The organism is Micromonospora sp. H61 (assembly GCF_018070325.1).
Classification (GTDB): domain Bacteria; phylum Actinomycetota; class Actinomycetes; order Mycobacteriales; family Micromonosporaceae; genus Micromonospora; species Micromonospora salmantinae.
In genome coordinates this window covers 16,154-37,167 of record NZ_JAGPXY010000024.1, presented here as the reverse complement: position 1 = coordinate 37,167, position 21,014 = coordinate 16,154, and the positions used below count along the sequence as shown (strand labels likewise).

The 21,014-nt window shown below is 69.5% G+C and carries 18 protein-coding genes; 9 read left to right on the top strand and 9 right to left on the bottom strand.

The genetic code is table 11. The features are described 5' to 3' along the window. Window positions 1-151 precede the first annotated feature (151 nt). Window positions 152-1,420 (bottom strand): Nramp family divalent metal transporter, encoded by a 1,269-nt coding sequence (locus tag KBX08_RS14740; protein WP_112624877.1) that lies wholly within the window; start codon window positions 1,418-1,420, stop codon window positions 152-154. Window positions 1,421-1,687: 267 nt separating this feature from the next. Between KBX08_RS14740 and KBX08_RS14735 the strand changes: the two genes are divergently transcribed. The 3 genes from KBX08_RS14735 (at window position 1,688) to KBX08_RS14725 (ending at window position 4,057) form a co-directional block, all read left to right on the top strand. Then, window positions 1,688-2,095, top strand: coding sequence for a GntR family transcriptional regulator (locus KBX08_RS14735; protein WP_112678633.1), 408 nt, complete (start codon window positions 1,688-1,690; stop codon window positions 2,093-2,095). An 85-nt stretch (window positions 2,096-2,180) separates the two neighbouring features. Further along, window positions 2,181-3,071 carry an ABC transporter ATP-binding protein gene (locus tag KBX08_RS14730; protein WP_210784058.1) on the top strand — a complete coding sequence of 297 codons (891 nt, stop codon included), beginning with the start codon at window positions 2,181-2,183 and terminating at the stop codon, window positions 3,069-3,071. Further along, window positions 3,068-4,057: an ABC transporter permease gene (locus KBX08_RS14725; RefSeq protein WP_210784057.1), complete on the top strand. Its 990-nt coding sequence runs from the start codon at window positions 3,068-3,070 to the stop codon at window positions 4,055-4,057. The genes KBX08_RS14730 and KBX08_RS14725 overlap by 4 nt, the downstream gene beginning before the upstream one ends. Before the next feature lie 147 nt (window positions 4,058-4,204). Here the strand turns inward: KBX08_RS14725 and KBX08_RS14720 are convergent, their stop codons facing one another. The 7 genes from KBX08_RS14720 to KBX08_RS14690 all read right to left on the bottom strand — a co-directional run bounded on the left by KBX08_RS14720 (window position 4,205) and on the right by KBX08_RS14690 (window position 12,990). Next, window positions 4,205-5,035, bottom strand: a complete 831-nt coding sequence (locus KBX08_RS14720; RefSeq protein WP_210784056.1) for an ABC transporter permease — start codon at window positions 5,033-5,035, stop codon at window positions 4,205-4,207. Further along, complete coding sequence (locus KBX08_RS14715) at window positions 5,032-6,000, bottom strand: ATP-binding cassette domain-containing protein (RefSeq protein ID WP_210784055.1); 969 nt, start codon at window positions 5,998-6,000, stop codon at window positions 5,032-5,034. The genes KBX08_RS14720 and KBX08_RS14715 overlap by 4 nt, the downstream gene beginning before the upstream one ends. 177 nt (window positions 6,001-6,177) lie before the next feature. Continuing rightward, complete coding sequence (locus tag KBX08_RS14710) at window positions 6,178-7,440, bottom strand: ROK family transcriptional regulator (RefSeq protein WP_210784054.1); 1,263 nt, start codon at window positions 7,438-7,440, stop codon at window positions 6,178-6,180. Window positions 7,441-7,552: 112 nt separating this feature from the next. Further along, window positions 7,553-8,656: a sugar-binding protein gene (locus KBX08_RS14705; RefSeq protein WP_210784053.1), complete on the bottom strand. Its 1,104-nt coding sequence runs from the start codon at window positions 8,654-8,656 to the stop codon at window positions 7,553-7,555. Between the two features lie 52 nt (window positions 8,657-8,708). After that, window positions 8,709-10,007, bottom strand: coding sequence for a multiple monosaccharide ABC transporter permease (mmsB, locus tag KBX08_RS14700; RefSeq protein ID WP_210784052.1), 1,299 nt, complete (start codon window positions 10,005-10,007; stop codon window positions 8,709-8,711). Continuing rightward, complete coding sequence (gene mmsA, locus KBX08_RS14695; protein WP_210784051.1) at window positions 10,004-11,551, bottom strand: multiple monosaccharide ABC transporter ATP-binding protein; 1,548 nt, start codon at window positions 11,549-11,551, stop codon at window positions 10,004-10,006. Before mmsA ends, mmsB begins: the two co-directional genes overlap by 4 nt. 722 nt (window positions 11,552-12,273) lie before the next feature. Then, on the bottom strand, window positions 12,274-12,990 hold the full coding sequence (locus KBX08_RS14690; RefSeq protein WP_210784050.1) for an SDR family NAD(P)-dependent oxidoreductase: 717 nt from the start codon (window positions 12,988-12,990) through the stop codon (window positions 12,274-12,276). Between the two features lie 68 nt (window positions 12,991-13,058). On the opposite strand from KBX08_RS14690, the gene KBX08_RS14685 reads away from it, so the two are divergent. From KBX08_RS14685 to KBX08_RS14675, 3 genes are all read left to right on the top strand, one after another. Beyond that, the gene (locus tag KBX08_RS14685; protein WP_210784049.1) at window positions 13,059-13,679 is read left to right on the top strand and encodes a TetR/AcrR family transcriptional regulator; all 621 of its coding nucleotides are present in this window, start codon (window positions 13,059-13,061) and stop codon (window positions 13,677-13,679) included. Between the two features lie 113 nt (window positions 13,680-13,792). Next, complete coding sequence (locus tag KBX08_RS14680) at window positions 13,793-15,478, top strand: ATP-binding cassette domain-containing protein (RefSeq protein ID WP_210784048.1); 1,686 nt, start codon at window positions 13,793-13,795, stop codon at window positions 15,476-15,478. After that, a complete protein-coding gene (locus tag KBX08_RS14675; RefSeq protein ID WP_210784047.1) occupies window positions 15,468-16,934 on the top strand; it encodes an aminotransferase class V-fold PLP-dependent enzyme in 1,467 nt (488 codons plus the stop codon). The genes KBX08_RS14680 and KBX08_RS14675 overlap by 11 nt, the downstream gene beginning before the upstream one ends. 19 nt (window positions 16,935-16,953) lie before the next feature. On the opposite strand, the gene KBX08_RS14670 is transcribed toward KBX08_RS14675, so the two are convergent. Beyond that, entirely contained in the window at window positions 16,954-17,352 is a 399-nt protein-coding gene (locus KBX08_RS14670) for a hypothetical protein (protein WP_210784046.1), read from the bottom strand. Between the two features lie 378 nt (window positions 17,353-17,730). Between KBX08_RS14670 and KBX08_RS14665 the strand changes: the two genes are divergently transcribed. The 3 genes from KBX08_RS14665 (at window position 17,731) to KBX08_RS14655 (ending at window position 20,997) form a co-directional block, all read left to right on the top strand. After that, the gene (locus KBX08_RS14665) at window positions 17,731-18,990 is read left to right on the top strand and encodes a glycoside hydrolase family 16 protein (RefSeq protein ID WP_210784045.1); all 1,260 of its coding nucleotides are present in this window, start codon (window positions 17,731-17,733) and stop codon (window positions 18,988-18,990) included. A gap of 167 nt (window positions 18,991-19,157) precedes the next feature. After that, window positions 19,158-20,180, top strand: a complete 1,023-nt coding sequence (locus tag KBX08_RS14660; RefSeq protein ID WP_210784044.1) for a DUF4331 family protein — start codon at window positions 19,158-19,160, stop codon at window positions 20,178-20,180. Between the two features lie 271 nt (window positions 20,181-20,451). Beyond that, complete coding sequence (locus KBX08_RS14655) at window positions 20,452-20,997, top strand: hypothetical protein (protein ID WP_210784043.1); 546 nt, start codon at window positions 20,452-20,454, stop codon at window positions 20,995-20,997. Window positions 20,998-21,014 lie beyond the last annotated feature (17 nt).

The following is a 21,014-nucleotide window of genomic DNA, read 5'->3' as shown; positions in this document are numbered from 1 at the left end:
GGCCCGACATGGTCCTCGATGGTTATACCTGTGAGTCATAAAAATGACTCACAGGTATAACGCTCGTACGAGTGTCCGGGCCCAGGCAGCCGGCCCGGCTCAGCCCGCACCGCCGACCATCCGGCTCAGCCGGCACCGCCGACCAGCCGGCTCAGCCGGCGACGACCTGCCAGAGGAGGAACGCGTTGAGCGCGACCACCAGCACGGCCACCAGGGACGCGGCGGCGGTGGTGAGCGGGTGGTTGACCAGGTTGCCCATCAGGTCACGCCGACGGGTGAAGGCGACCACCGGGATCAGCGCGAACGGGATGCCGAAGCTGAGGATGACCTGGGACAGCACGAGCGCCCGGGTCGGGTCGAGGCCGATGGCGAGCACTGCCAGCGCGGGCAGCAGGGTGACCAGCCGACGCAGCAGCAGCGGTACCCGCCGACGCAGGAAACCCTGCATGATCACCTCTCCGGCGTAGGTGCCGACGCTCGTGGAGGCGAGCCCCGAGACCAGCAGGGCGACGGCGAACCCGAACGCGGCGGCGGTCCCGATGGTCTGGCCGAGCCCGGCGTGCACCCCCTCCAGGCTGTCCGCGCCGCCCGGGCCGCCGCCCCGGAAGCTGGCCGCGGCGATCAGCAGCATGGCGAGGTTGACCGCGCCGGCCGCGCTCAGGGCGAGCAGCACGTCGGTGCGCTGGCCGCGGAACAGGATCCGGCGCTCGGTGTCGTCGGCGGCGGGAATGCGGTCGCGGGTGAGCGCGGAGTGCACGTAGATGACGTGCGGCATGACTGTCGCGCCGAGGATGCCGGCGGCCAACAGCACGCTGTCCGTGCCCTGTAGGCGCGGCACCAGACCGGCCATGGCCGAGGCGGGATCGGAGCCGGAGGCGAGCAGGTTGGCGGCGAAGGCCAGGACGATCACCCCGAGCAGGACGGCGATGACGACCTCGAAGGCGCGGTACCCGCGCGAGCGCAGCGCGAGCACGGCGAACGCGGCAGTGCCGATGATGATCCCGCCGGGCAGCAGGGGGATGCCGAAGAGCAGGTACAGGGCGACCGCGCCACCGATCACCTCGGCCAGGTCGGTGGCCATGGCGACCAACTCGGCCTGCACCCACATCACCCGGTTCACCGGCCGGGGTAGGCGTTCCCGGCACAGCTCGGGCAGGCTGCGCCCGGTGGCCAGACCCAGCTTCGCGGTGAGCGTCTGCACCAGCATCGCCATCAGGTTGGCCACCACCACGACCCAGACCAGCAGGTAGCCGTACCGGGCGCCGGCGGCGGAGTTGGTGGCGAAGTTGCCGGGGTCGACGTAGGCGACGGCGGCGACGAACGCCGGGCCGAGCAGGATCAACCGCCCGCGTACGCGGCCCCGGGCGCGAGCGGCCTGCAGTGGAGTCGCCCTCGACGTCGTCAGTTCGTTGGTGACCACCGAACACCTCCCCGTCCACACAAATCGCTGCCGGTCCCTTCCCCGCGGACTGACCCTTGGGTGCCAACCGGTGGCCTGCCGGTGCCACCGGGGTCGGCCCGCCGCGCCGGGCAGGGTCCGATGCGCCGCCGGCGAGCGCGCGGCGCGCCGGACGAGACGCGCCGTGCCCGAACAGAACGTGCCGCGCCGGGCTTGACAGCCGGTGGGTCACCGATGAAGCTGTCTATTAGTCCTACTGTCGTAGGACAACAGGAAGGATCATCGGGAGTGATCGAGTTCGTACTGGACAGCCGGTCGAAGGTGAACACCTACATGCAGCTCGTGCAGCAGGTGAAACAGGCGCTACGGGTTGGCCTGCTGACACCGGGCGACCAGTTGCCGAAGGTCCGGGACGTCGCGCAATCCCTGGCGATCAACCCGAACACGGTGCTGAAGGCGTACCGGGAGTTGGAGATCGAGGGTCTGGTCGGCGGCCGACCCGGGGTGGGCACGTTCGTCCAACGCACCCTGGCCAGCGCGTCCCTGCCCAACCAGGCCGAGCTGCGCGACGACCTGGTGGCCTGGCTGCACCGGGCGCAAGCGGCCGGTCTCACGGCCGAGGACGTCATCGCCCTGGTGGAGACGACGCTGCGCGCCACCCTCGCCGACGACGCCCCGCAGAAGGAGCCCGCGTGAGCGAGCAGAGCGAACGAACCATCAGGCACCGCAAGCGCTCGTGCGACCGCGAAGCGGTGGCGTGGACGGAACGAGAGGACAAGGAATGGACATGGTCTTGGAAGCAGACCGGCTCGGCAAACGGTACGGCAGCACCTGGGCGTTGCGGGACTGCTCGCTGCATCTGCCGACCGGCCGGATCGCCGCGCTGGTCGGGCCGAACGGCGCGGGTAAGAGCACGTTGTTGCACCTGGCCGTCGGGCTGCTCAAGCCCGACGCGGGCACGGTCCGGGTGTTCGGTCGGTCCCCGTACGGCGACACGGAGGGGCTGGCCGACATCGGGTTCGTCGCCCAGGACACCCCGCTGTACCGGGACTTCACGGCATCCGAGTTGGTCGTCGCCGGCGGCAAGCTGAACAAGCGGTGGAACGCGGCGTTGGCCCGTACTCGGCTGGCGCAGCTCGGCATCCCGCCGGACAAGCCGGTCGGCAAGCTCTCCGGCGGTCAACGGGCCCAGGTCGCGCTGGCTCTGGCACTGGCCAAGCAGCCGCGGCTGCTGCTGCTCGACGAACCGGTCGCCAGCCTCGACCCCCTGGCTCGACGGGAGTTCCTCCAGTCGTTGATGGGCAGCGTCGCGGAGTCGGGCACCACAGTTCTGCTCTCCTCGCACCTGCTGGCCGACCTGGAACGCGTCTGCGACTACCTGATCGTGCTGAACGCCTCCCAGGTGCAGCTCACCGGCACTGTCGACGACCTGGTCGCGGGGCACCGGCAGCTCGTCGGGCCGCGACACGACGGTGGCGCTGTCGGGGGCGTCGCCGCAGTGATCCGGGCCAGCCACACCGACCGGCAGTCCACGTTGCTCGTCCGCACCGACGGGCCGGTCACCGATCCGGCCTGGACGGTCCGCGAGGTGAGCCTGGAGGACGTCGTGCTGGCCTACCTGGCCGACGGCACCACGAAGACCAGTCACAGCGAGTGGGGGGTAGCGGCATGATCTGGTTGACCTGGCGGCAACATCGCAAGCAGGCGTTCTACACCCTGCTGGGGTTCGCGGCACTCGCCGCGGTGCTGGTGCCGATCGGCCTGGCGATGCGGAACACCTTCAGCGACCTCGGGCTGGTGGACTGCGTCAGTCAACTCGCCCGCGCCGACGTGGCGCAGACGACCCGCGAGACCTGCGACGCGGGCTTCCGACGCTTTGGCAACCAGTACGGCAGCCTCAACCTGGTGGCCGTACTGCTGATCACCCTGCCGGCACTGGTCGGCCTGTTCTGGGGTGCCCCGCTGGTCGCCCGTGAGGTGGAGCAGGGCACGCACCGGTTCGTCTGGACCCAGGGCGTCGGCCGCAACCGGTGGGCCCTGGTGAAGTTCGGGCTGGTCGGCGCGGCTGTCGTGATCCTCGCGGCGGTCTACGGGCTGGGCATGTCCTGGTGGGTCGACCCGCTCAACCAGGCCGCCCACGAGGGCCGACTCGGCATGATCGTCTTCGATCTGCAGGGCATCGCCCCGATCGGCTACACCCTCTTCGCCGTGGCGCTCGGCATCTTCGCCGGCACGGTGTGGAAGCGGATGTTGCCCGCCATGGGCATCACCCTCGCCGGGTTCATCGGGGTACGAGCGGCGGTGGAGATCCTGGCCCGGCCGTACTACCAGGCAGCCCGCACCAAGACCTTTCCGATCGAGGGGGACGGGCCGCCGGAGGTCAGCCGGGGGGACTGGATCCTCACCCAGGGTGTCCGGAACCCGGACGGAACGATGATCGCGGAGGACACCCGGATTCAGTGCCCACCGGGCGGGAAGGGGCCGGACGGTCGGGTCTGCGGCGCCGAGTTGGGCGTCGAACCGGGCGCGTACAACTGGCAGCTCTACCAGCCGGCGGACCGGTTCTGGCTGTTCCAGGGCATCGAGACGGGCATCTTCGTCGCCCTCGCCGTGCTCCTGCTCTACCTGGCGGTGCGCCGGATCCGGCGGATCGCCTAGTTGGGCGACGGTGCTCGTCGGGGAGCGGGGGCCTCGGCGATCACCCGCCTGGGCCCGATCGAGTCGGTGCAGGTCCACGCCGGTGAGCCTGACGACGGCCACCGACACCGATCGGGCCCAGAGAGTCGAACTCCGCGTCCGCGCGGCTCAGCCCGCCAGCCGTCGGTACCGGGCGACCGAGAGCGGCAGGAAGACCGCGACCAGGACCAGCGGCCAGAGCACCGCCAGCAACTGGTAGTGCTGCGCCGCCCAGGAGTCGCCGCCCCAACCGGGGTTGCCGAACAGCTCACGGGTGGCGCCGACGGTTGCCGACAGCGGGTTCCACGCGGCCACCGCACCGAGCCAGGCGGGCATGGTGGACGGTGCGACGAACGCGTTGGAGAGGAAGCCGAGCGGAAACTCCAGGGTCTGCACGGCCACCACTGCCGTCTGCCCGCGGGTGACCAACCCGAGGAAGATGCCGACCCAGATCAGGGCGAAACGCAGCAGCAGGATCAACCCGACCGCCGCCAGTGTGGCACCGACCCCACCGTGTGCCCGCCACCCGATTGCGAGACCGGTCAGCAGCAGGACCCCGAGGGTGACCAGCGCGAACAGCATGTCGGCCACCGCCCGGGCCGCCAGCGGCGCCAGCGGTGAGACGGGCATCGATCGGAGCCGGTCGGTCACCCCGCGCTCCAGGTCCTCGGCAACGGCGATCGTGGTGAGGCTGATGCCGAAGACCATGGTCATCACGAACATGCCGGGCATCAGGAACTCTCGGTAGCTGCCGCCGCCGGGCACCTGCAACGCGCCACCGAACAGGTAGGCGAACATCAGCACGATCAGGATGTTGAAGCCGAGCGAGGCGATCAGCGGGCCGGGATCGCGTCGCCACCGGGCCAGGCCGCGCCAGATCAGCGTGCCGCTGTCGGCCAGGAGGGTGGGCCGGCCGGGCGTCAGATCCACCGGCGGGGCCGGCGTGCTCACCGCGCTCATGCCGCCACCTCGGCCGACGCCGCCCGGTGCCCGGTGAGGTGCAGGAACACGTCGTCCAGGGTTGGGCGGCGCAGCGCGACGTCCGCCACCGGGACGTTCACGGCGTCGAGCGCCCGCAGCACGTCGACGAGCGCACCGGCCTGGTGACCGACCCGGACGCTCACCATCCGCCGGTCCACGTCGACAGTCGGTTCGTCGTCGGCCGCCCGGCGTATCTGGGCGACGGCGACGGCAAGGTCGGTCGGCGCCGCGACGACCACCTCGATCCGATCGCCGCCGAGCCGGGTCTTGAGGTCGTCCGGAGTTCCCTCGGCGATTACCCGTCCGGCCTCGACCACTGAGATCCGGTCGGCGAGTTGGTCGGCCTCGTCCAGCTGCTGGGTGGTGAGCAGCACTGTGGTGCCGGTGCGTACCAACTCCCGGACCGACTCCCACACCTCGTTGCGGCCACGCGGGTCCAGCCCGGTGGTGGGCTCGTCGAGGAAGAGGACCGCGGGGGCCAGGATCATGCCGGCCGCCAGGTCGAGCCGTCGGCGCATGCCCCCGGAGTACGTGCTGACCGGCTGCTCGGCGGCGTCGGCGAGACCGAAATGTTCCAGCAGCTCGCCCGCCCGTTGGCGGGCCCGACGGCGACCCAGGTGGAACAGCCGGCCGAAGAGCACCAGATTCTGCCGGCCGCTCAGCGCCTCGTCGAGCGCGGGATGCTGCCCCACCAGTCCGATGCGGTAGCGGACCTGGTCGGGCTGGCGGGTCACGTCGAAGCCGGCCACCTCGGCACGACCCTCGTCGAGTCGGAGCAGGGTGGAGAGGATCCGTACCGCTGTGGTCTTACCGGCCCCGTTCGGGCCGAGCAGGCCGCACACCGTTCCCCGCGGCACCCGCAGGTCGAACCCGTCCAGCGCGTACCGGTCCCGATACCGCTTGCGCAGCCCTTGGGCCACTATCGCGTCGACTGTTGTCGTCACAGCGCTCCCCTCCCGAAACTGAACGGCCACCTTACCGTACAACGTACGATAACGCGTTCGGGAATGACGACCAGACCGAGTGAGGGCAGGGTGGGGCCAGCGGTAACCGTCGCGGCAGACGATGAGTTCACGCGCCACGCGTTCCGAACCCGGGCCGGCACCGGCAGGGAGTCGCGGCTACTCGGGCTCGGCTGTCCCGACCTGGCCCGCGACGCCGACGTTCAACGGGTCGGCCAGGAGTTTGTCGAACGCCAGCTCGGCGGCGCCGATCAGGACGGCGTCGCGGCCGAGCGCCGCCGCCCGCAACCGCAGGTGCTCGCGGGAGGCGGGCAGTGGCATGGTGTCGAGCCGGTCCCGGACCACGTCCGCACCGGCGGTGAAGATGTCGCGCAGCGAGCCACCGAACACCACTGCATCCGGGTTGACCACGTTGACCAGGTTCGCCACGCCGAAGCCGAGCCAGTCCGCCACCTGCTCGACCGCCGCGCGGGCGGTCGGGTCGCCCTCCGCCGCGGCGCGCAGCACCTCGGCCACCGCCGCGCGGTCGCTCGGGTCACGGCCGGCGTGCCGTAACAGCGCGGCTTCGGAGATCTCGGTCTCCCAGCAGCCGCGTGAACCGCAGCCGCAGGGCAGGCCGTTGGGGTTGACGACCATGTGGCCGACCTTGCCGCTGTGACCCCGGTGGCCGATCACCAGTCGGCCACCGACGATGATGCCGGCGCTGATGCCCAGGTCGCCGTGCAGGTAGATGACGTCGTCGATGCCGACCGCGACACCCCGGACGTGCTCGGCCAGGCCGGCGATGTCGGCCAGGTCCCCGGCCACGAAACCCGGGCCGGAGCTGAACTCCGCCTCCAGCGCGGCGCCGAGCGTCTCGTCGATGCTGGCGATCCGGAGCCTGCCGTCCGGGTCGCGGGTGGTGTCGGTGACCGCGGCGGCGCCGCCGACCAGCAGCGCGTCGCCGGCCACCGAGCGTTCCATGTCGCGGACCAGGTCGGCGAGGGGACCGACGGCTTCGATCGCCGACATGCCGCTGGGTCGGGGGATCTCCCGCAGATCGAGGATCTGCCCGCCGAGGCCGACCCGGGCGGCACGCAGCCGGTCCGCGTCGATGCTCAACGCGTGTGCGTAGACCCGGTCGGAGCGGGGGCTGACCACCAGCGAGGGGCGGCCGGCGCGGCGGGCGGTGGTCGGCGCCTCCTCGGTGACCAGGCCGCTGGTGACCAGGTCGGCCGCGAGGGCGCCGATGGTGCTTCGGTTGAGGCCGAGCCGGCTGGTCAGCTCGGCGCGGGACGTCGGTCCGTGCAGGTGGACGTAACGCAGCACAGCGCCGAGGTTCTGCCGCCGGATCTCCTCCTGGCTGGCGCCGGGGACCGACGGCAGCGGGGATTCGGCGTTGCGGCCGACGCCGGCTGGCCTGGCCCGTACTGGTGTCGCCACGGTCAGACCTCCTTCCGGGTCGAGGCCGGTTGGTGCGGGGGTGCAGGGACGACGATGGGTCCCGGTAGAGGAGACCCGGGACCCATCGGCGTTACTACCTACCGTGCGGTGATTACTTGGTGAGCGGCGCGAGCTTCGGGTCGGTGGCGTACGCCTCAGCCGCGTTCGCCTTGGTGACGGCGACCGGCGGGAGCAGGTACGTGTCGACGACCTTGCTGCCGTTGTTGTAGGACTTGGTGTCGTTCACCTGCGGCTTGTCGCCGGCCTGGAGAGCCTTGACCATGTTGATGGTCTCCTTCACCAGGTTGCGGGTGTCCTTGTTGATCGTCATGTACTGCTCGCCCTTGACGATCGACTTGACCGACTCGACCTCGGAGTCCTGACCGGTGACGATCGGGGTCGGCTTGCCAGCACCCTTGACCGAGGTCAGGATGGCGCGGGCCAGCGTGTCGTTCGGGGAGAGGACGCCGTCCAGCTCCTTGTTGCCGTAGGTCGAGGTCAGCAGCTGGTCCATGCGGGCCTGCGCACCCTCGGCCTTCCAGCCCTGGATGGCGGTCTGCTTGACGTCCTTCTGACCCGAGGCGACGACCACGTTGCCCTTGTCGATCTCCGGCTTGAGCACGTCCATGGCGCCGTTGAAGAAGACACCGGCGTTGTTGTCGTCCGGCGAGCCGGAGAACAGCTCGATGTTGTACGGGCCGTTCGGCTTCTTGGCCTTCATGCCGTCCAGCAGGGCCTGGCCCTGCAGCTGGCCGACCTTGAAGTTGTCGAAGGCGACGTAGTAGTCGAGGTCCGGGGTGTTCGTGATGAGCCGGTCGTAGGCGATGACCTTCACGCCGGCCGTGTGGGCCGCCGCGACCTGGGTCGACAGCTGCGCCGCGTCGGTCGCGCCGATGACGATGACCTTGGCACCCTTGGTGACCATGGCGGTGATCTGGGCCTGCTGGTCGGCGACAGTGGTCGACGCGCCGGCGTACTGCACGTCACCCTGGAAGCCGGCCTCCTTGAGACCGTTGCTGAACAGGTCACCGGCGAGGACCCAGTTCTCCGAGGTCTTGGCCGGCAGGGCCACGCCGATCAGCGAGTTCGCCGGGAAGCCCTTGGCGGCCTCGCCGCCGGAGCCGCTGTCGGCGTCGCGGCCGGAACCGCAGCCGGCGAGGGCCAGCATGGCGGCGGCGCTGATGGCCACCACCGACGTGCCGAAGAATTTACGCATGGTGAGGACTTGCCTTTCTAGATGGTGAGGCGGGTAGAGAGGTCGGTGGCCGTCAGCCGGACACCGCTGCCTTGGCGGGCTTGCGCTCCGCGTCCGGCGGTGAGGCGGGTGGGACGGAGTCCTCGCGGCGGAACGGCCGCATCAGGCTCCCGATGATGGAGAAACGCCCCTGGCTCTTGTTGTAGACGTCGATCGCGACGGCCAGCAGCAGGACCAGGCCCTTGATGATCTGGACGCGGTCGGTGCCGACACCCATGAGCTGGAGGCCGTTGTTGAGCACGGCCATGACGAGACCACCGACGATGGATCCGCTGATGGTGCCGATACCGCCGGCGACGGCCGCGCCACCGATGAAGACGGCGGCGATGGCGTCCAGTTCCCAGCCGTTGCCGTCCTGCGGTCCGGAGGCCGCCGAACGGGCCACGAAGATCATGCCGGCCAGCGCGGCCAGGACGGACATGTTCATCATGACGAAGAAGTTGACCCGCTTGAGCTTCACACCGGACAGCTCGGCCGCCCGGGAGTTGCCGCCCACCGCGTAGATGTGCCGGCCACCGGCCGTGTTGCGGGTGTAGAAGGAGTACGCGATGACCAGGACCAGCAGGATGATGCCGGAGATCGGGAAGCTGGTGCCGACGCGACCGCTGGCGAAGCGCAGCGCCGCGAAGGCGATGACGCCGACCATGATGGCCATCCGCAGGATGGAGATCCACATGGGCGCCGGGTCGGCGTCCATCGCCCGTCGGGTCTTGCGGGACTGGATCTCGCGCCACACCACCGCCAACGCCGCGGCCAGGCCGAGCAGCAGCGTGGCGTTGTTGTAGCCGGTGTTAGGGCCGAACTCGGGCAGGAAGCCGGAGCCGATCTCCCGGAAGCCCTCCGGCACCGGGACGGTGCTCGCGTTACCGATGAACTGGTTGCCGCCCCGGAAGAGCAGCATGCCCGCCAGGGTGACGATGAACGCCGGCACCCCGATGTAGGCCACCCAGAAGCCTTGCCAGGCGCCGATCACCGCGCCGATGGCGAGGCCGAACACGATGGCAGCGGGCCAGGGAAGGTCCCACTCGGTCATCGACTTGGCGACCAGGATGCCGGCGAAGGCGGCGACCGAGCCGACCGAGAGGTCGATGTGCCCGGCCACGATCACCATGAGCATGCCGATGGCCAGAATCAGAATGTACGAGTTCTGCTGGAACAGCGCGATCAGGTTGTCCGACCGCAGGGTGAGGCCGTCGGTCAGAATCTGGAACAGGACGACGATCGCCACCAGGGTGAAGATCATGCCGAACTGGCGAGCGTTGGAGGTGGTGCCTCCGAACAGGTTCTTCTGAAGGTCCTTCAATCGGCTCATCGTGTGGCCATCTTCTTCGTCGAGGTCATCTGCTTCATGAGGGTTTCCGGGGTGGCGTCCGCCCGGGCGATCTCGCCCGTGATGGCGCCTTCGAACACGGTGTAGATGCGGTCGCACAGCCCGATCAGCTCAGGCAGCTCCGAGGAGATGACGATGACGCCCTTCCCCTGGTCGGCGAGCCGCTGGATGATGCCGTAGATCTCGTACTTGGCACCCACGTCGATGCCGCGCGTCGGCTCGTCGAGGATCAGCAGGTCCGGGTCGGTGAACATCCACTTGGCCAGGACGACCTTCTGCTGGTTGCCGCCGGAGAGCTTGGAGACGCTCTCGTCGACAGTCGGGGCCTTGGTCCGCAACTCCTTGCGGTACGACTCAGCCGCCTGGTATTCCTCGACCTCGTTCAGGACGCCGTGGTGCGAGATCTTGGACAGCTTGGCTGCCACCGTCGACGTCTTGATGTCGTCGAGCAGGTTGAGGCCGATCGCCTTGCGGTCCTCGCTGACGTAGGCGAGGCCGTTGTCGATGGCATCCGCCACCGACTTCAGGACGATCTCCTTGCCGTCCTTGATGATCGTGCCCGACTCGAACACCCCGTAGGAGCGGCCGAAGACACTCATCGCGAGTTCGGTTCGGCCCGCGCCCATGAGACCGGCGAAGCCGACGATCTCGCCGCGGCGCACCACGAAGCTCTCGTTCTTGCAGACCTGCCGCTCGGCGGAGATCGGGTGCCGGACGTTCCAGTCGCGGACCTCGAAGAAGACCTCGCCGATCTTCGGCGTGTGGTCCGGGAACCGGCTGCTCAGCTCGCGGCCGACCATGCCCCGCACGATCCGGTCCTCGTCGACCCCGTCCGCCTTGACGTCGAGGGTCTCCACGGTCCGGCCGTCGCGCAGGATGGTGATCTGGTCGGCGATCGCCTCGATCTCGTTGAGCTTGTGCGAGATCATGATCGAGGTGATGCCGCGGGAGCGGAACCCGCGCAGCAGGTCCAGCAGGTGCTTGGAGTCGGCCTCGTTGAGCGCCGCGGTGGGCTCGTCGAGGATGAGCAGCTTCACGTCCTTGGCGAACGCCTTGGCGATCTCGACGAGCTGCTGCTTGCCGACCCCGATGTCCTTGATCAGGGTGTCCGGGTCCTCTTCCAGACCGACCCGGGCCATCAGGTCCAGCGCCATCCGGTTCGCGGCCTTCCAGTCGATCGCGCCCCGCTTGCGCGGTTCGTTGCCGAGGAAGATGTTCTCGGCGATCGACATCCCGGGAATGAGCGCGAGCTCCTGGTGGATGATCACGATGCCGGCGTTCTCACTGGCCCGGATGTCGGAGAACTTGCTCTCCGACCCCTGGTAGGTGATCTTGCCGTCGTAGGTGCCGTGCGGGTACACCCCGCTGAGCACCTTCATCAGGGTGGACTTGCCCGCGCCGTTCTCGCCGCAGATGGCATGGATCTCGCCGGCGCGAACCACCAGGTTGACGTCGGAGAGGGCCTTGACTCCGGGAAACTCCTTGGTGATGGAGCGCATCTCAAGGAGGATGGGCACGTCGCTCATCGCTCGTACCACCTCGCCAACGTCATCGGTTGCCTCCGGAAGGTTGAACCTTCACTTGGTTTTGTTGTTGACGGCAACGTATTGCGGCCGAAGGGCCATCCGCAAGGCGAGGGACTGTTGAAAAAGTAACAATCCGGCAATATAGATGTCGCACAGTGTTCGTCCGCCACAGCGACCACGGCAGCCCCTCGCGGTACCCCTGGCATGACTGCAGCACCCACGCCCACCTGCGACAACGTGCCAATTGACCCCGGCCGTTCCCGCAGCTTTCCCACCAGGCAAGATGCCTCGGGGACGGTGCGTCCGGTAACGCAGCGCACACGTCAGGCCATCGAACGATGGGAATCGGGCGCCAGCCCGGCGCCGTACGCGAGGCGCACCACGAGCCCTCGGGCGGCTGATGTGACCCACGCCTCTACCGGCCGCACGAATCGATGGCCATCGTCCTGCAACGCCGTGCACCGGACGACGGGTCAGTGCCCTGACGTCCCTTACGCGCAGTTCGTGACGGCACACTGCGCGCCGGGCCCTGGGTGTGGGTCCCGGTCCGGGTACACACCGGCGACCCCGATCGCACCAGCGGCGTTGACCAGCCGGGCCGCGTCGGCGATGACCTGGTCGCGCGGGGTGTCTCCACCAGCCGCCGCCGGGCCGGATCCGCACCGGCGGTGCGAATCCGGCCCGGCACATCGGCGGGATCCACGGACTGGGTATGGCGGGGATCAGTGACCGGCGTTCTGCCCGCCGTCGACGTGCAGGATCTCGCCGGTGACGAACGGGGCGGACTCGAGGTAGAGGACGGCGTCGACGACGTCGCTGGTCTCGCCCATCCGGCCGACCGGGTGCAGGCCCGCGAGCGTCTGGTGCGTCTCGACCGGGTGCATCGGGGTCTTGATGATGCCGGGCGCGACGGCGTTGACCCGTACGCCGCGAGCCGCGTACTCGATGGCCAGGGACTTGGTGGCCGAGCTGAGGCCGCCCTTGGTCAGCGACGCGAGCACCGACGGAACGTGCGAACTGGGCTGGTCGACGAAGCTGGTCGTGATGCTGACGATGTGCCCCGAGCCCTCAGCCAGCAGGTGCGGCAGGACGCGTCGGGTGAGGTGGAAGAAGCCGGCGAGGTTGACCCCGGTGACCAGGTCGAACTCCTCGTCGGTGTAGTCGGTGAACGGCTTGGCGACGAAGACACCGGCGTTGTTCACGAGGGTGTCGATCCGCCCGAATCGGTCCAGTGCGGCACGCACCACCCGTTCGGCGGTGTCGGCCTCGGCGATGTCGCCCCGGACCGTGACGATCTCCGGGTCGTCGGACGCGCCGATCGAACGCGAGGTCGCCACGACGCCGTACCCGAGCTTGCGGTAGGCGGCCACGAGGTCGGCGCCGATGCCCTGCGAGGCGCCGGTGATCACGACGACCTTCTGGCTCTGACTGCTGTTCATGAGAAAACCACCTTCACTAGACGACTGGTCTACTAAAGGCTAGCCGACCGGTCGTGTATCGTCGAGGCATGGGTCGAACCAGTGACGCGAAGAACAAGATCCTCGACGCGGCCGCCACGCTGATCGAGCAGCGCGGCTACACGGCGCTCGGCGTGGCCGAGATCTGCGCGGCGGCGGGCGTGCCGAAGGGCAGCTTCTACTACTTCTTCGAGTCCAAGCGGGCGCTCGCCCGCACCGTCATCGACGAGCACTGGATCACCCAGCGCCGCCAGTGGGAGCAGTTGCTCGGCAGCGAGCGCGACCCGCTACAGCGGCTCCGGGACCTGTTCGAGGCCACCGAAGAGGTCCAGCGCGTCGGCCAGCAGAAGGCCGGCGTGGTCGCGGGCTGCCTGTTCGGCAACCTCGCCCTCGAACTCAGCAACCAGGCCGAGGAGATCCGCGGCCGGCTCCAGGAGATCTTCGAGGAGCAGATCAGCCTCATCGAGCAGGTCGTCGTCGAGGCGAAGGAGCGCGGCCTGGCGGGCCCGGCGGTCGACAGCCGGGAGGCCGCCCGATCGATCGTCGCCCAGATCGAGGGGCGGGTCCTGCTCGCGAAGTTGCTGAACGATCCGACCCAACTGGAGACGCTGTGGCGCAACTGCCTCGATCTCCTGCAGGTGCCGGCGCCGGCACGGACCACCACCGGCTGAACGGACGACGGTCGCTGACCGTCCACTCCGGGCGCACTGCGCGGGCCGCTCAGTAACATCGGCGAGGCACGATATTCAGGCGGACCACTCCCCGACCGGATCGAGCACTCGACATGACGACCGAGCAGACCACGTCTCCCCCGCGTGCCGGTGTCGGCATCGCCGCTCAGGGGCTGGGCCAGAGCGTCCGAAGCGGTCGCCAGATCCTGACCGACATCTCAGTGAGCATCGCGCCGGGCGAGCTGGTCGCGATCATCGGCGCCAGCGGTGCCGGCAAGACCACCCTGCTGGAGATCCTCGCCGGGGTACAGCGACCGGCAGCGGGCACCCTGACGTACGACGGCACCACCGCGGGCGGCACCATCGGTGTCGTTCCGCAGGACGACATCATCCACCGCGAGCTGCCCCTGGCCCGCACCCTGCGCTACGCCGCCCGACTGCGTCTGCCCTCCACCACCGGGCCGGCCGAGATCAGTGACCGGGTCGCGGAGGTGCTCGCCGAGCTGCGGCTCACCGACCGGGCCGCCACGCCGGTCGGTCTGCTCAGCGGCGGTGAACGCAAGCGCGCCAGCATCGCCGTCGAGCTGCTCACCCGACCCGGCGTGTTCTTCCTGGACGAGCCCACCTCCGGATTGGACCCGGCGATCGCCGTGGAGCTGCTCCGGGTGCTCCGCGCGCTGGCCGACACCGGCGCCACCGTCGTGCTGACCACTCACCAGATCACCGACGTGGACCATTGCGACCGGGTCGTCGTGCTGACCCGTCAGGGCCGGCTGGCGTTCACCGGCACCCCGACCGCCGCCCGGGAGTTCTTCGGCCTGCGGTCCCTGGCCGAGGTGCACCTCCGGCTCGACGAAGCGACGCAACCCGCCGAGTGGCCCGATCGCTTCGCCGAGCAACGCGCGGCCGAACCGCCGCCGCGTACCACCGACGACGGTGACGCCGCCGCGACGCCGCCCCGGCGCGTCGGCCGGCTGCGCCAGTGGGCGGTCCTCACCGCGCGCAACACGGAGATCGTCGTCCGCAACCGGCTGACCCTGGCCATCCTGCTCGGCTCGCCGCTGATGGTGCTCGGCATGTTCGCGCTGCTGTTCCGCCCGGGGGCATTCGAGCCGACCAGACCCAGCCCGACGGTGACCGTGATGATCCTGTTCTGGATCGCGTTCGGCGGCTTCTTCTTCGGGCTGACCTACGGGCTCCTCCAGATCTGCACCGAGCTGCCGATCCTGCGCCGGGAGCGGCTGGCCGGTGTCCGGCTGGTCCCGTACCTGCTGGCGAAGGTCGCGGTGCTGCTGCCGCTGCTGGCCGTGGTGGACCTTGCCCTGCTCGGGGTACTGCGCGGCATGGACCGGCTGCCGCCGGTCGGCGGCGCCGACTTCGCCGCCCTGTACGCGACGCTGCTGCTCTCCTCGGCGGCGGCGCTCGCCCTCGGTCTGCTCTGCTCGGCGGCCGTGTCCGACGCGGCCCAGGCGACGCTCATGCTGCCGATGCTCTGCTTCCCACAGGTGCTGTTCGTCGGCGCGATCCTGCCGGTGCCGGCGATGGCGGCCGGCGGTCAGTGGCTCAGCTACGCGATGTCGAACCGGTGGGCGTTCGAGGGCCTGGGGCACACCGCCGGGGTGGAGCGGCTCTGGCGCGACGGCGGCTCTCCGCTCGGCCCGCCGCTGCTGGCCACGTACGGCGACAGCTTCTCCCGGCCGGTGTGGGTCGACTGGCTGGTGCTCGGCGGTTTCGTGCTGCTCTTCCTGGGCGCCGCCTGGGCGGTCCTGCTCCGACGGGATCCCCGTCGTGCGTCCTGACCCGGCGCCGCCCGCCTCCCCCACTGCGCTGCCGGGGTACGCCGCCACCGGCCGGATCGACGAACTACGCGCCACCGAGTACCGACACCTGGACACCGACGGGCAGGTGTACCTCGACTACGCCGGAGCCGGGGTGGCCGCCCAGGCCCAGGTTCGCTCCCACCACGACCGGTTGCTCGCCGGCCTGTACAGCAACCCCCACTCGGAGAACCCCACGAGCGTGGCGGCGGGCTCACTGGTGGACTCGGCGCGACGCGCGGTGCTCGACTTCTTCCGCGCCGACCCGGCCGAGTACGCGGTCATCTTCACCCCGAACGCCAGCGGCGCCTGCCGGCTGGTGGGCGAGGCGTACGACTTCGGCCGGGCCGCGCCGCTGGTGCTCACCTGGGACAACCACAACTCGGTCAACGGCATTCGCGAGTACGCCCGGTCGGCTCGCGCGTCCGTACGCTACCTGCCGCTGAACGGGCCGGAGCTGCGAGTTGCCGAGTCGGACCTGGTCGCGGCGCTCGACGCCGGCAGTGGCGGGCTGGCCCGTCGGTGGGGTCGGCCCGGTCGACGCGGGCTGTTCGCCTATCCGGCGCAGAGCAACTTCTCCGGTGTGCAGCACCCGCTGGGCTGGGTGGAGCTGGCCCACCAGCGCGGCTACGACGTGCTGCTCGACGCTGCCGCCTTCGCGCCGACGAACCGGCTGGACCTCAGCGTCGTCCGGCCGGATTTCGTCTGCCTGAGCTGGTACAAGCTCTTCGGCTACCCCACCGGGGTCGGCGCGCTGCTGGCTCGCCGTTCCGCGCTGGCCCGGTTGCGCCGGCCGTGGTTCGCCGGCGGCACCATCCGCGCCGTGAGCGTGCAGGGCGACTGGCACCGGCCGATGGACGACGAGTCGGCGTTCGAGGACGGCACACTCAACTTCCTGAGCATCCCGGACGTGGAGTTCGGGTTGGGCTGGCTCGACTCGATCGGCGTGGACCTCGTCCACGCCCGGGTCGGCCTGCTCACCGAGTGGCTGCTGGAGCGGCTGGCCACCCTGCGGCACGACACCGGCGGGCCGCTGGTCCAGGTGTACGGGCCGACGACGGGTGCGGGGCGCGGTGGCACTGTGACCTTCAACCTCCGTCACCCGGACGGCACGCTGGTCGACGAACGGCTCGTGGCGCGGGAGGCGGCAATGGCCGGTCTCTCCCTGCGTACCGGCTGTTTCTGCAACCCGGGCGCGGCCGAGGGCGCGTTCGGGATGAGCCGGACGTCGATGCGGCAGCGGCTGTTGGCGGGGGTCGACACGATCGACCAGTACCTTGCCGCGCTGGGGCTGCCGACGGGCGGCGCGGTCCGCGTCTCGTTCGGACTGGCCTCGATTGCGACCGACGCGGAGCGCCTCGTCGACTTCGTCCAGTCGACCTACCTCAACCGGAGTGCCGGTACGGAGTCACCACTGCCACCTCGGCTGCGCTGCTGACCTGCCCCGACCCCGCCGACTAGCTGACCTGGGCCACCGGCGCCGGGCGCTGCTTGATCTCCTCCATGAACGGGAACCGGGCGGTCAGCTCGGCGAACGTCAGGCCGGCCCGCCAGGCGGCGGCCACCTGGGCGACCTGCACCAGATCCATGACGTCACCACGGGCGAGAACCTCTCCCGAGACGCGCAGGTCAATCATGAAGTACCGGGCCTGCGAGCCCAGCCCCACGCAGACCACGCCCTCGTCGGAGTGCAGCTCGGCGCAGGTGAACCGGGCCCGCCCCTGCTCCGGCGCGGTCACCCGGCCGACGTCGAGCCCGTGGCGGGCAGCGGTTTCGATCAGCGCGGGGGCCAGGCCACCCCGCTCGACCAGATCCGGGTAGAGGCGCACACCCAGCGCCGTCGACGCCTCACTCATGACTGACTCCCACTTCCTTGTGACAGAGACCAGCAGCGCGCAGGTTACGGGAAAGTTTCCGGCACGCCTCGTCATCCTGTCCCGCGTGGACGCCCCACGGCAATAGGAAAGGTCGATTCGACCGCTATCGAGTAACCCTCGGCCGCGCCGAACTCCCTCGATGGGTCGGCCTCGTCCATCTCGGAGGCATCGAGCGATGCCACGGCGACGACCGGTGTCGGCGCTCGACCGCTCACTGGTCAGCATCGGGCGGTAACGGACGGTCGTGATATTGGAAACACTCTTGACAGAAAGAAATGATATCGACATGCTTCGCTTTAGAGAGCGCTCTCTATCCTGGTCAACCGCCTCCATCACCCCCAAGCTGAGGAGCCTCCCGTGTTCACAGACCGGCCCAGCCTCCGCTTCCGCCCCCTCGTACTCCTGGCGGCCGCCCTCGTCGCGACAGCGACGGCGCTCGTCGTCCCGGCGAACCCCGACCGGGCCGAGGCCGCCATCGGCCCCATCAGCTGGCAGGACGAGTTCAACTCCCCCGCCGGCACACCCGTCGACCAGAACAAGTGGCGGTTCGACACCGGTGGCGGCGGCTGGGGCAACAACGAGCGGCAGTACTACACGAACAGCACCAGCAACGCCGTCCACGACGGCCAGGGCAACCTGGTCATCACCGCCCGCCGGGACAATCCCGCCAACTACCAGTGCCACTACGGGCGCTGCGAGTACACGTCGGCGCGGTTGCTGACGGCGGCCACCTTCACCCAGACGTACGGGCGGTTCGAGGCCCGGATCAAGGTCCCGCGTGGTCAGGGTATCTGGCCGGCCTTCTGGATGCTCGGCACCGGCGGCGGGTGGCCCGACGCCGGCGAGATCGACATCATGGAGAACATCGGCCGGGAGCCCAACACCGTCTACGGCACCGTGCACGGGCCCGGCTACTCCGGCGGCGGCGGCATCACGGGCAGCCGCACCCTCGGCGCGCCGCTCGCCGACACCTTCCACACCTACCGGGTGGACTGGGAGCCGAACGTCATCACCTGGTACGTCGACGGGGTGCAGTACCACCGGGTCGATCCCGCTCGGCTCGGCGGCAACCGCTGGGTGTTCGACCACCCCTTCTTCATGATCCTCAACGTGGCGGTCGGTGGTAACTGGCCCGGCTACCCCGACGGCTCGACCCAGTTCCCACAGCAGATGCTCGTCGACTACGTCCGGGTGTCCAGCTACACCTCGGGCGGCGGGGGCGACCCGACTCCCGGCACCAACCGGATCCGGGGCGCGCAGAGCGGTCGCTGCATCGACATCCCCGGCGCCAACCCGGTCGAGGGCGCCAAACTCCAGATCTGGGACTGCAACACCACGGCGGCCCAGAGCTGGACCTTCGCCTCCGACGGGACCGTCCGCGCGATGGGCAAGTGCATGGACCCGGCCTGGGCCGGCACCGCCAACGGCACCGAGGTCAACCTGGTCAGCTGCAACGGCAACACCGCGCAACGCTTCACCCTCAACGCCTCCGGCGACCTGGTCAACCTCAACGCCAACAAGTGCGTGGACGTACGGGAGGCCAACCCCAACAACGGTGGCAAGCTGCACCTGTGGGACTGCCTCGGCGCCGCCAACCAGAAATGGTCTCGCATCTGATCACCCGAGCACGAAGGCGTGGGCCGTCCGAGGAGAACTCGGGCGGCCCACCGCCGTTGGAGCCCCGCCCACCTCCTCGAACCAGATTGACTCGATGGGCGGGAGGCCAGGCTCATGCCCACTATGTTCGGATTAGTCCAGAATCCGGCAGTTCCGGGAGTGAGCTCATGTCGCACCACCTCGATACGCCCCTGGCCGCCCAGGACGGCCAGTTGCACATCGACGACCTGTACGTCTTCAACGGCGACCGCGCCACGGTGTTCGTCATGGACGTCAACAGCTCGGTGACCAAGGCCGACATCAAGCGCGGCTTCCACGCCGAGGCGCGCTACGAGATCAAGATCCACATCAATGGCACCGCCGTGGAGGACCTGACCTACCGGTTCGCCTTCGGTGAGCCGGACGGCGAAGCCCGGCAGGCCCTCCAGTTGTACGAGCTCCCCGGAGCGGACGCCCGCGACGACGCCGCGATGGGCACCCCCATCGCCGAAGGCCGCACCGGCGAGGTGACCACCGGCGGCAACGTCCGGATCTGGGCCGGCCGGATCACCGACCCCTTCTACGTCGACCTCGACGAACTCGCCACCATCAACGGCGCGGTCAAGAACGGTTCGCCTGTGGACCGGTCGGCGTGGCGAGTCGACCAGGCCAAGAACAGCTTCGCCGGCACCACAGTCGAGTCGATAGTCCTTGAGGTCTCCCACAACGAGCCGCTGCTGCGCGACGGCACCGAGATCGGTGTGTGGTGTCGCACCATGCTGGCCACCGACGCCGGCGGATGGCGCCAGATCAACCGCGCCGGCCACCCCATGATGTGGCCGATCTTCTGGCCCCACGACACCGACTTCTCCGACCCCGCCAACTTCCGGCACCCCAGCAACGACCTCACCGAGGGCGGGGAGGAGATCGCGAACGCGGTCGCCGGGGTGGTCAAGGCGAACGGCACCGCACCGGACCCGCAGGCGTACGGCTGGAGCGTCGCCCGGCAGCTCTACCCCGACGTGCTCTCGTACAAGGTCGGCACGGCCGCGAACTTCGGCTTCGCGGTCCGCAACGGGCGCACCCTGGCCGACAACGTGCCCGAGGTCATGTTCTCCCTGATCCTCAACACCGGCACCACCGCCGGCCTCACCTCGGAGGTCACCAAGGCCGCCCGTTCCGCGACGTTCCCGTACGTGGTCGCGGCCTGAATTCGCTCGCAGGGCTCGGCGGCCGGCAGGGCGCCGAGCCCTTGCCGTGCGCGCCCTCCGCGAGGGCCGAACGCACATGACTGGCCGATCCATGATCGTCCTTGATTGAGGAAAGAAGCCCTTCCCGCGCACGCGACACCACTACGTCCCGGACCGAGCGCGATCTTCGAACGCCCACCGGGTGACGCACGCACCATTCGGCCCATATGGGCGTTTTGCGTAGTTATTCTCTTAAGTGCTCACCAGGGCACTTTGGGACATAGGAGACTCGATGCGCAGAGAGATTCTCGCGGGCTTGGCCGGCGTTGCCGCCGTCGTCGCGCTCGCCGGACCGGCCGCCGCGGACACCACGGGCGACACGATCGTGACCCTCACCGTCGACGCCGCCGGTGGCCTGTCGATCACGGTGCCGGCGACGGCGAACATCGGCCACGGCGTGGAGGGCTCGACCGTTTCCGGTCAGCTCGGCCCGGTCACCGTGCTGGACCAGCGCGGATCGCTCACCCCCAACTGGACCGCCAACGTCATCTCCACCGACTTCGTCACCGGCGGTGGCTCCTCCGGGGAGACGATCCCGAACATCAACGTCCAGTACTGGTCGGGTCCCCCGACCGCGACCGCTGGTGGCGGCACCTTCACACCGGGTCAGCCCACCGCCGCCCAAGCAGTGATCATCAACGTCCCCCAAACGGCGATGAGCCACACCGGCGGCACCGGCAACAACTTCGCCACCTGGAACCCGACCCTGGTGGTGGACGTGCCCGTCGGCACCGTCCAAGGTGTCTACACCGGGACGGTGACACATTCGGTGTTCTGAGCCGCTCGGCCGGCTGG

Coding starts and splice junctions, on each gene's coding strand:
- KBX08_RS14730 (WP_210784058.1), top strand. CDS start 2,181: ATGGACATGGTCTTGGAAGCAGACCGGCTCGGCAAACGGTACGGCAGC.
- KBX08_RS14725 (WP_210784057.1), top strand. CDS start 3,068: ATGATCTGGTTGACCTGGCGGCAACATCGCAAGCAGGCGTTCTACACC.
- KBX08_RS14720 (WP_210784056.1), bottom strand. CDS start 5,035: ATGAGCGCGGTGAGCACGCCGGCCCCGCCGGTGGATCTGACGCCCGGC.
- KBX08_RS14705 (WP_210784053.1), bottom strand. CDS start 8,656: ATGCGTAAATTCTTCGGCACGTCGGTGGTGGCCATCAGCGCCGCCGCC.
- mmsB (WP_210784052.1), bottom strand. CDS start 10,007: ATGAGCCGATTGAAGGACCTTCAGAAGAACCTGTTCGGAGGCACCACC.
- mmsA (WP_210784051.1), bottom strand. CDS start 11,551: ATGAGCGACGTGCCCATCCTCCTTGAGATGCGCTCCATCACCAAGGAG.
- KBX08_RS14690 (WP_210784050.1), bottom strand. CDS start 12,990: ATGAACAGCAGTCAGAGCCAGAAGGTCGTCGTGATCACCGGCGCCTCG.
- KBX08_RS14685 (WP_210784049.1), top strand. CDS start 13,059: ATGGGTCGAACCAGTGACGCGAAGAACAAGATCCTCGACGCGGCCGCC.
- KBX08_RS14680 (WP_210784048.1), top strand. CDS start 13,793: ATGACGACCGAGCAGACCACGTCTCCCCCGCGTGCCGGTGTCGGCATC.
- KBX08_RS14670 (WP_210784046.1), bottom strand. CDS start 17,352: ATGAGTGAGGCGTCGACGGCGCTGGGTGTGCGCCTCTACCCGGATCTG.
- KBX08_RS14660 (WP_210784044.1), top strand. CDS start 19,158: ATGTCGCACCACCTCGATACGCCCCTGGCCGCCCAGGACGGCCAGTTG.
- KBX08_RS14655 (WP_210784043.1), top strand. CDS start 20,452: ATGCGCAGAGAGATTCTCGCGGGCTTGGCCGGCGTTGCCGCCGTCGTC.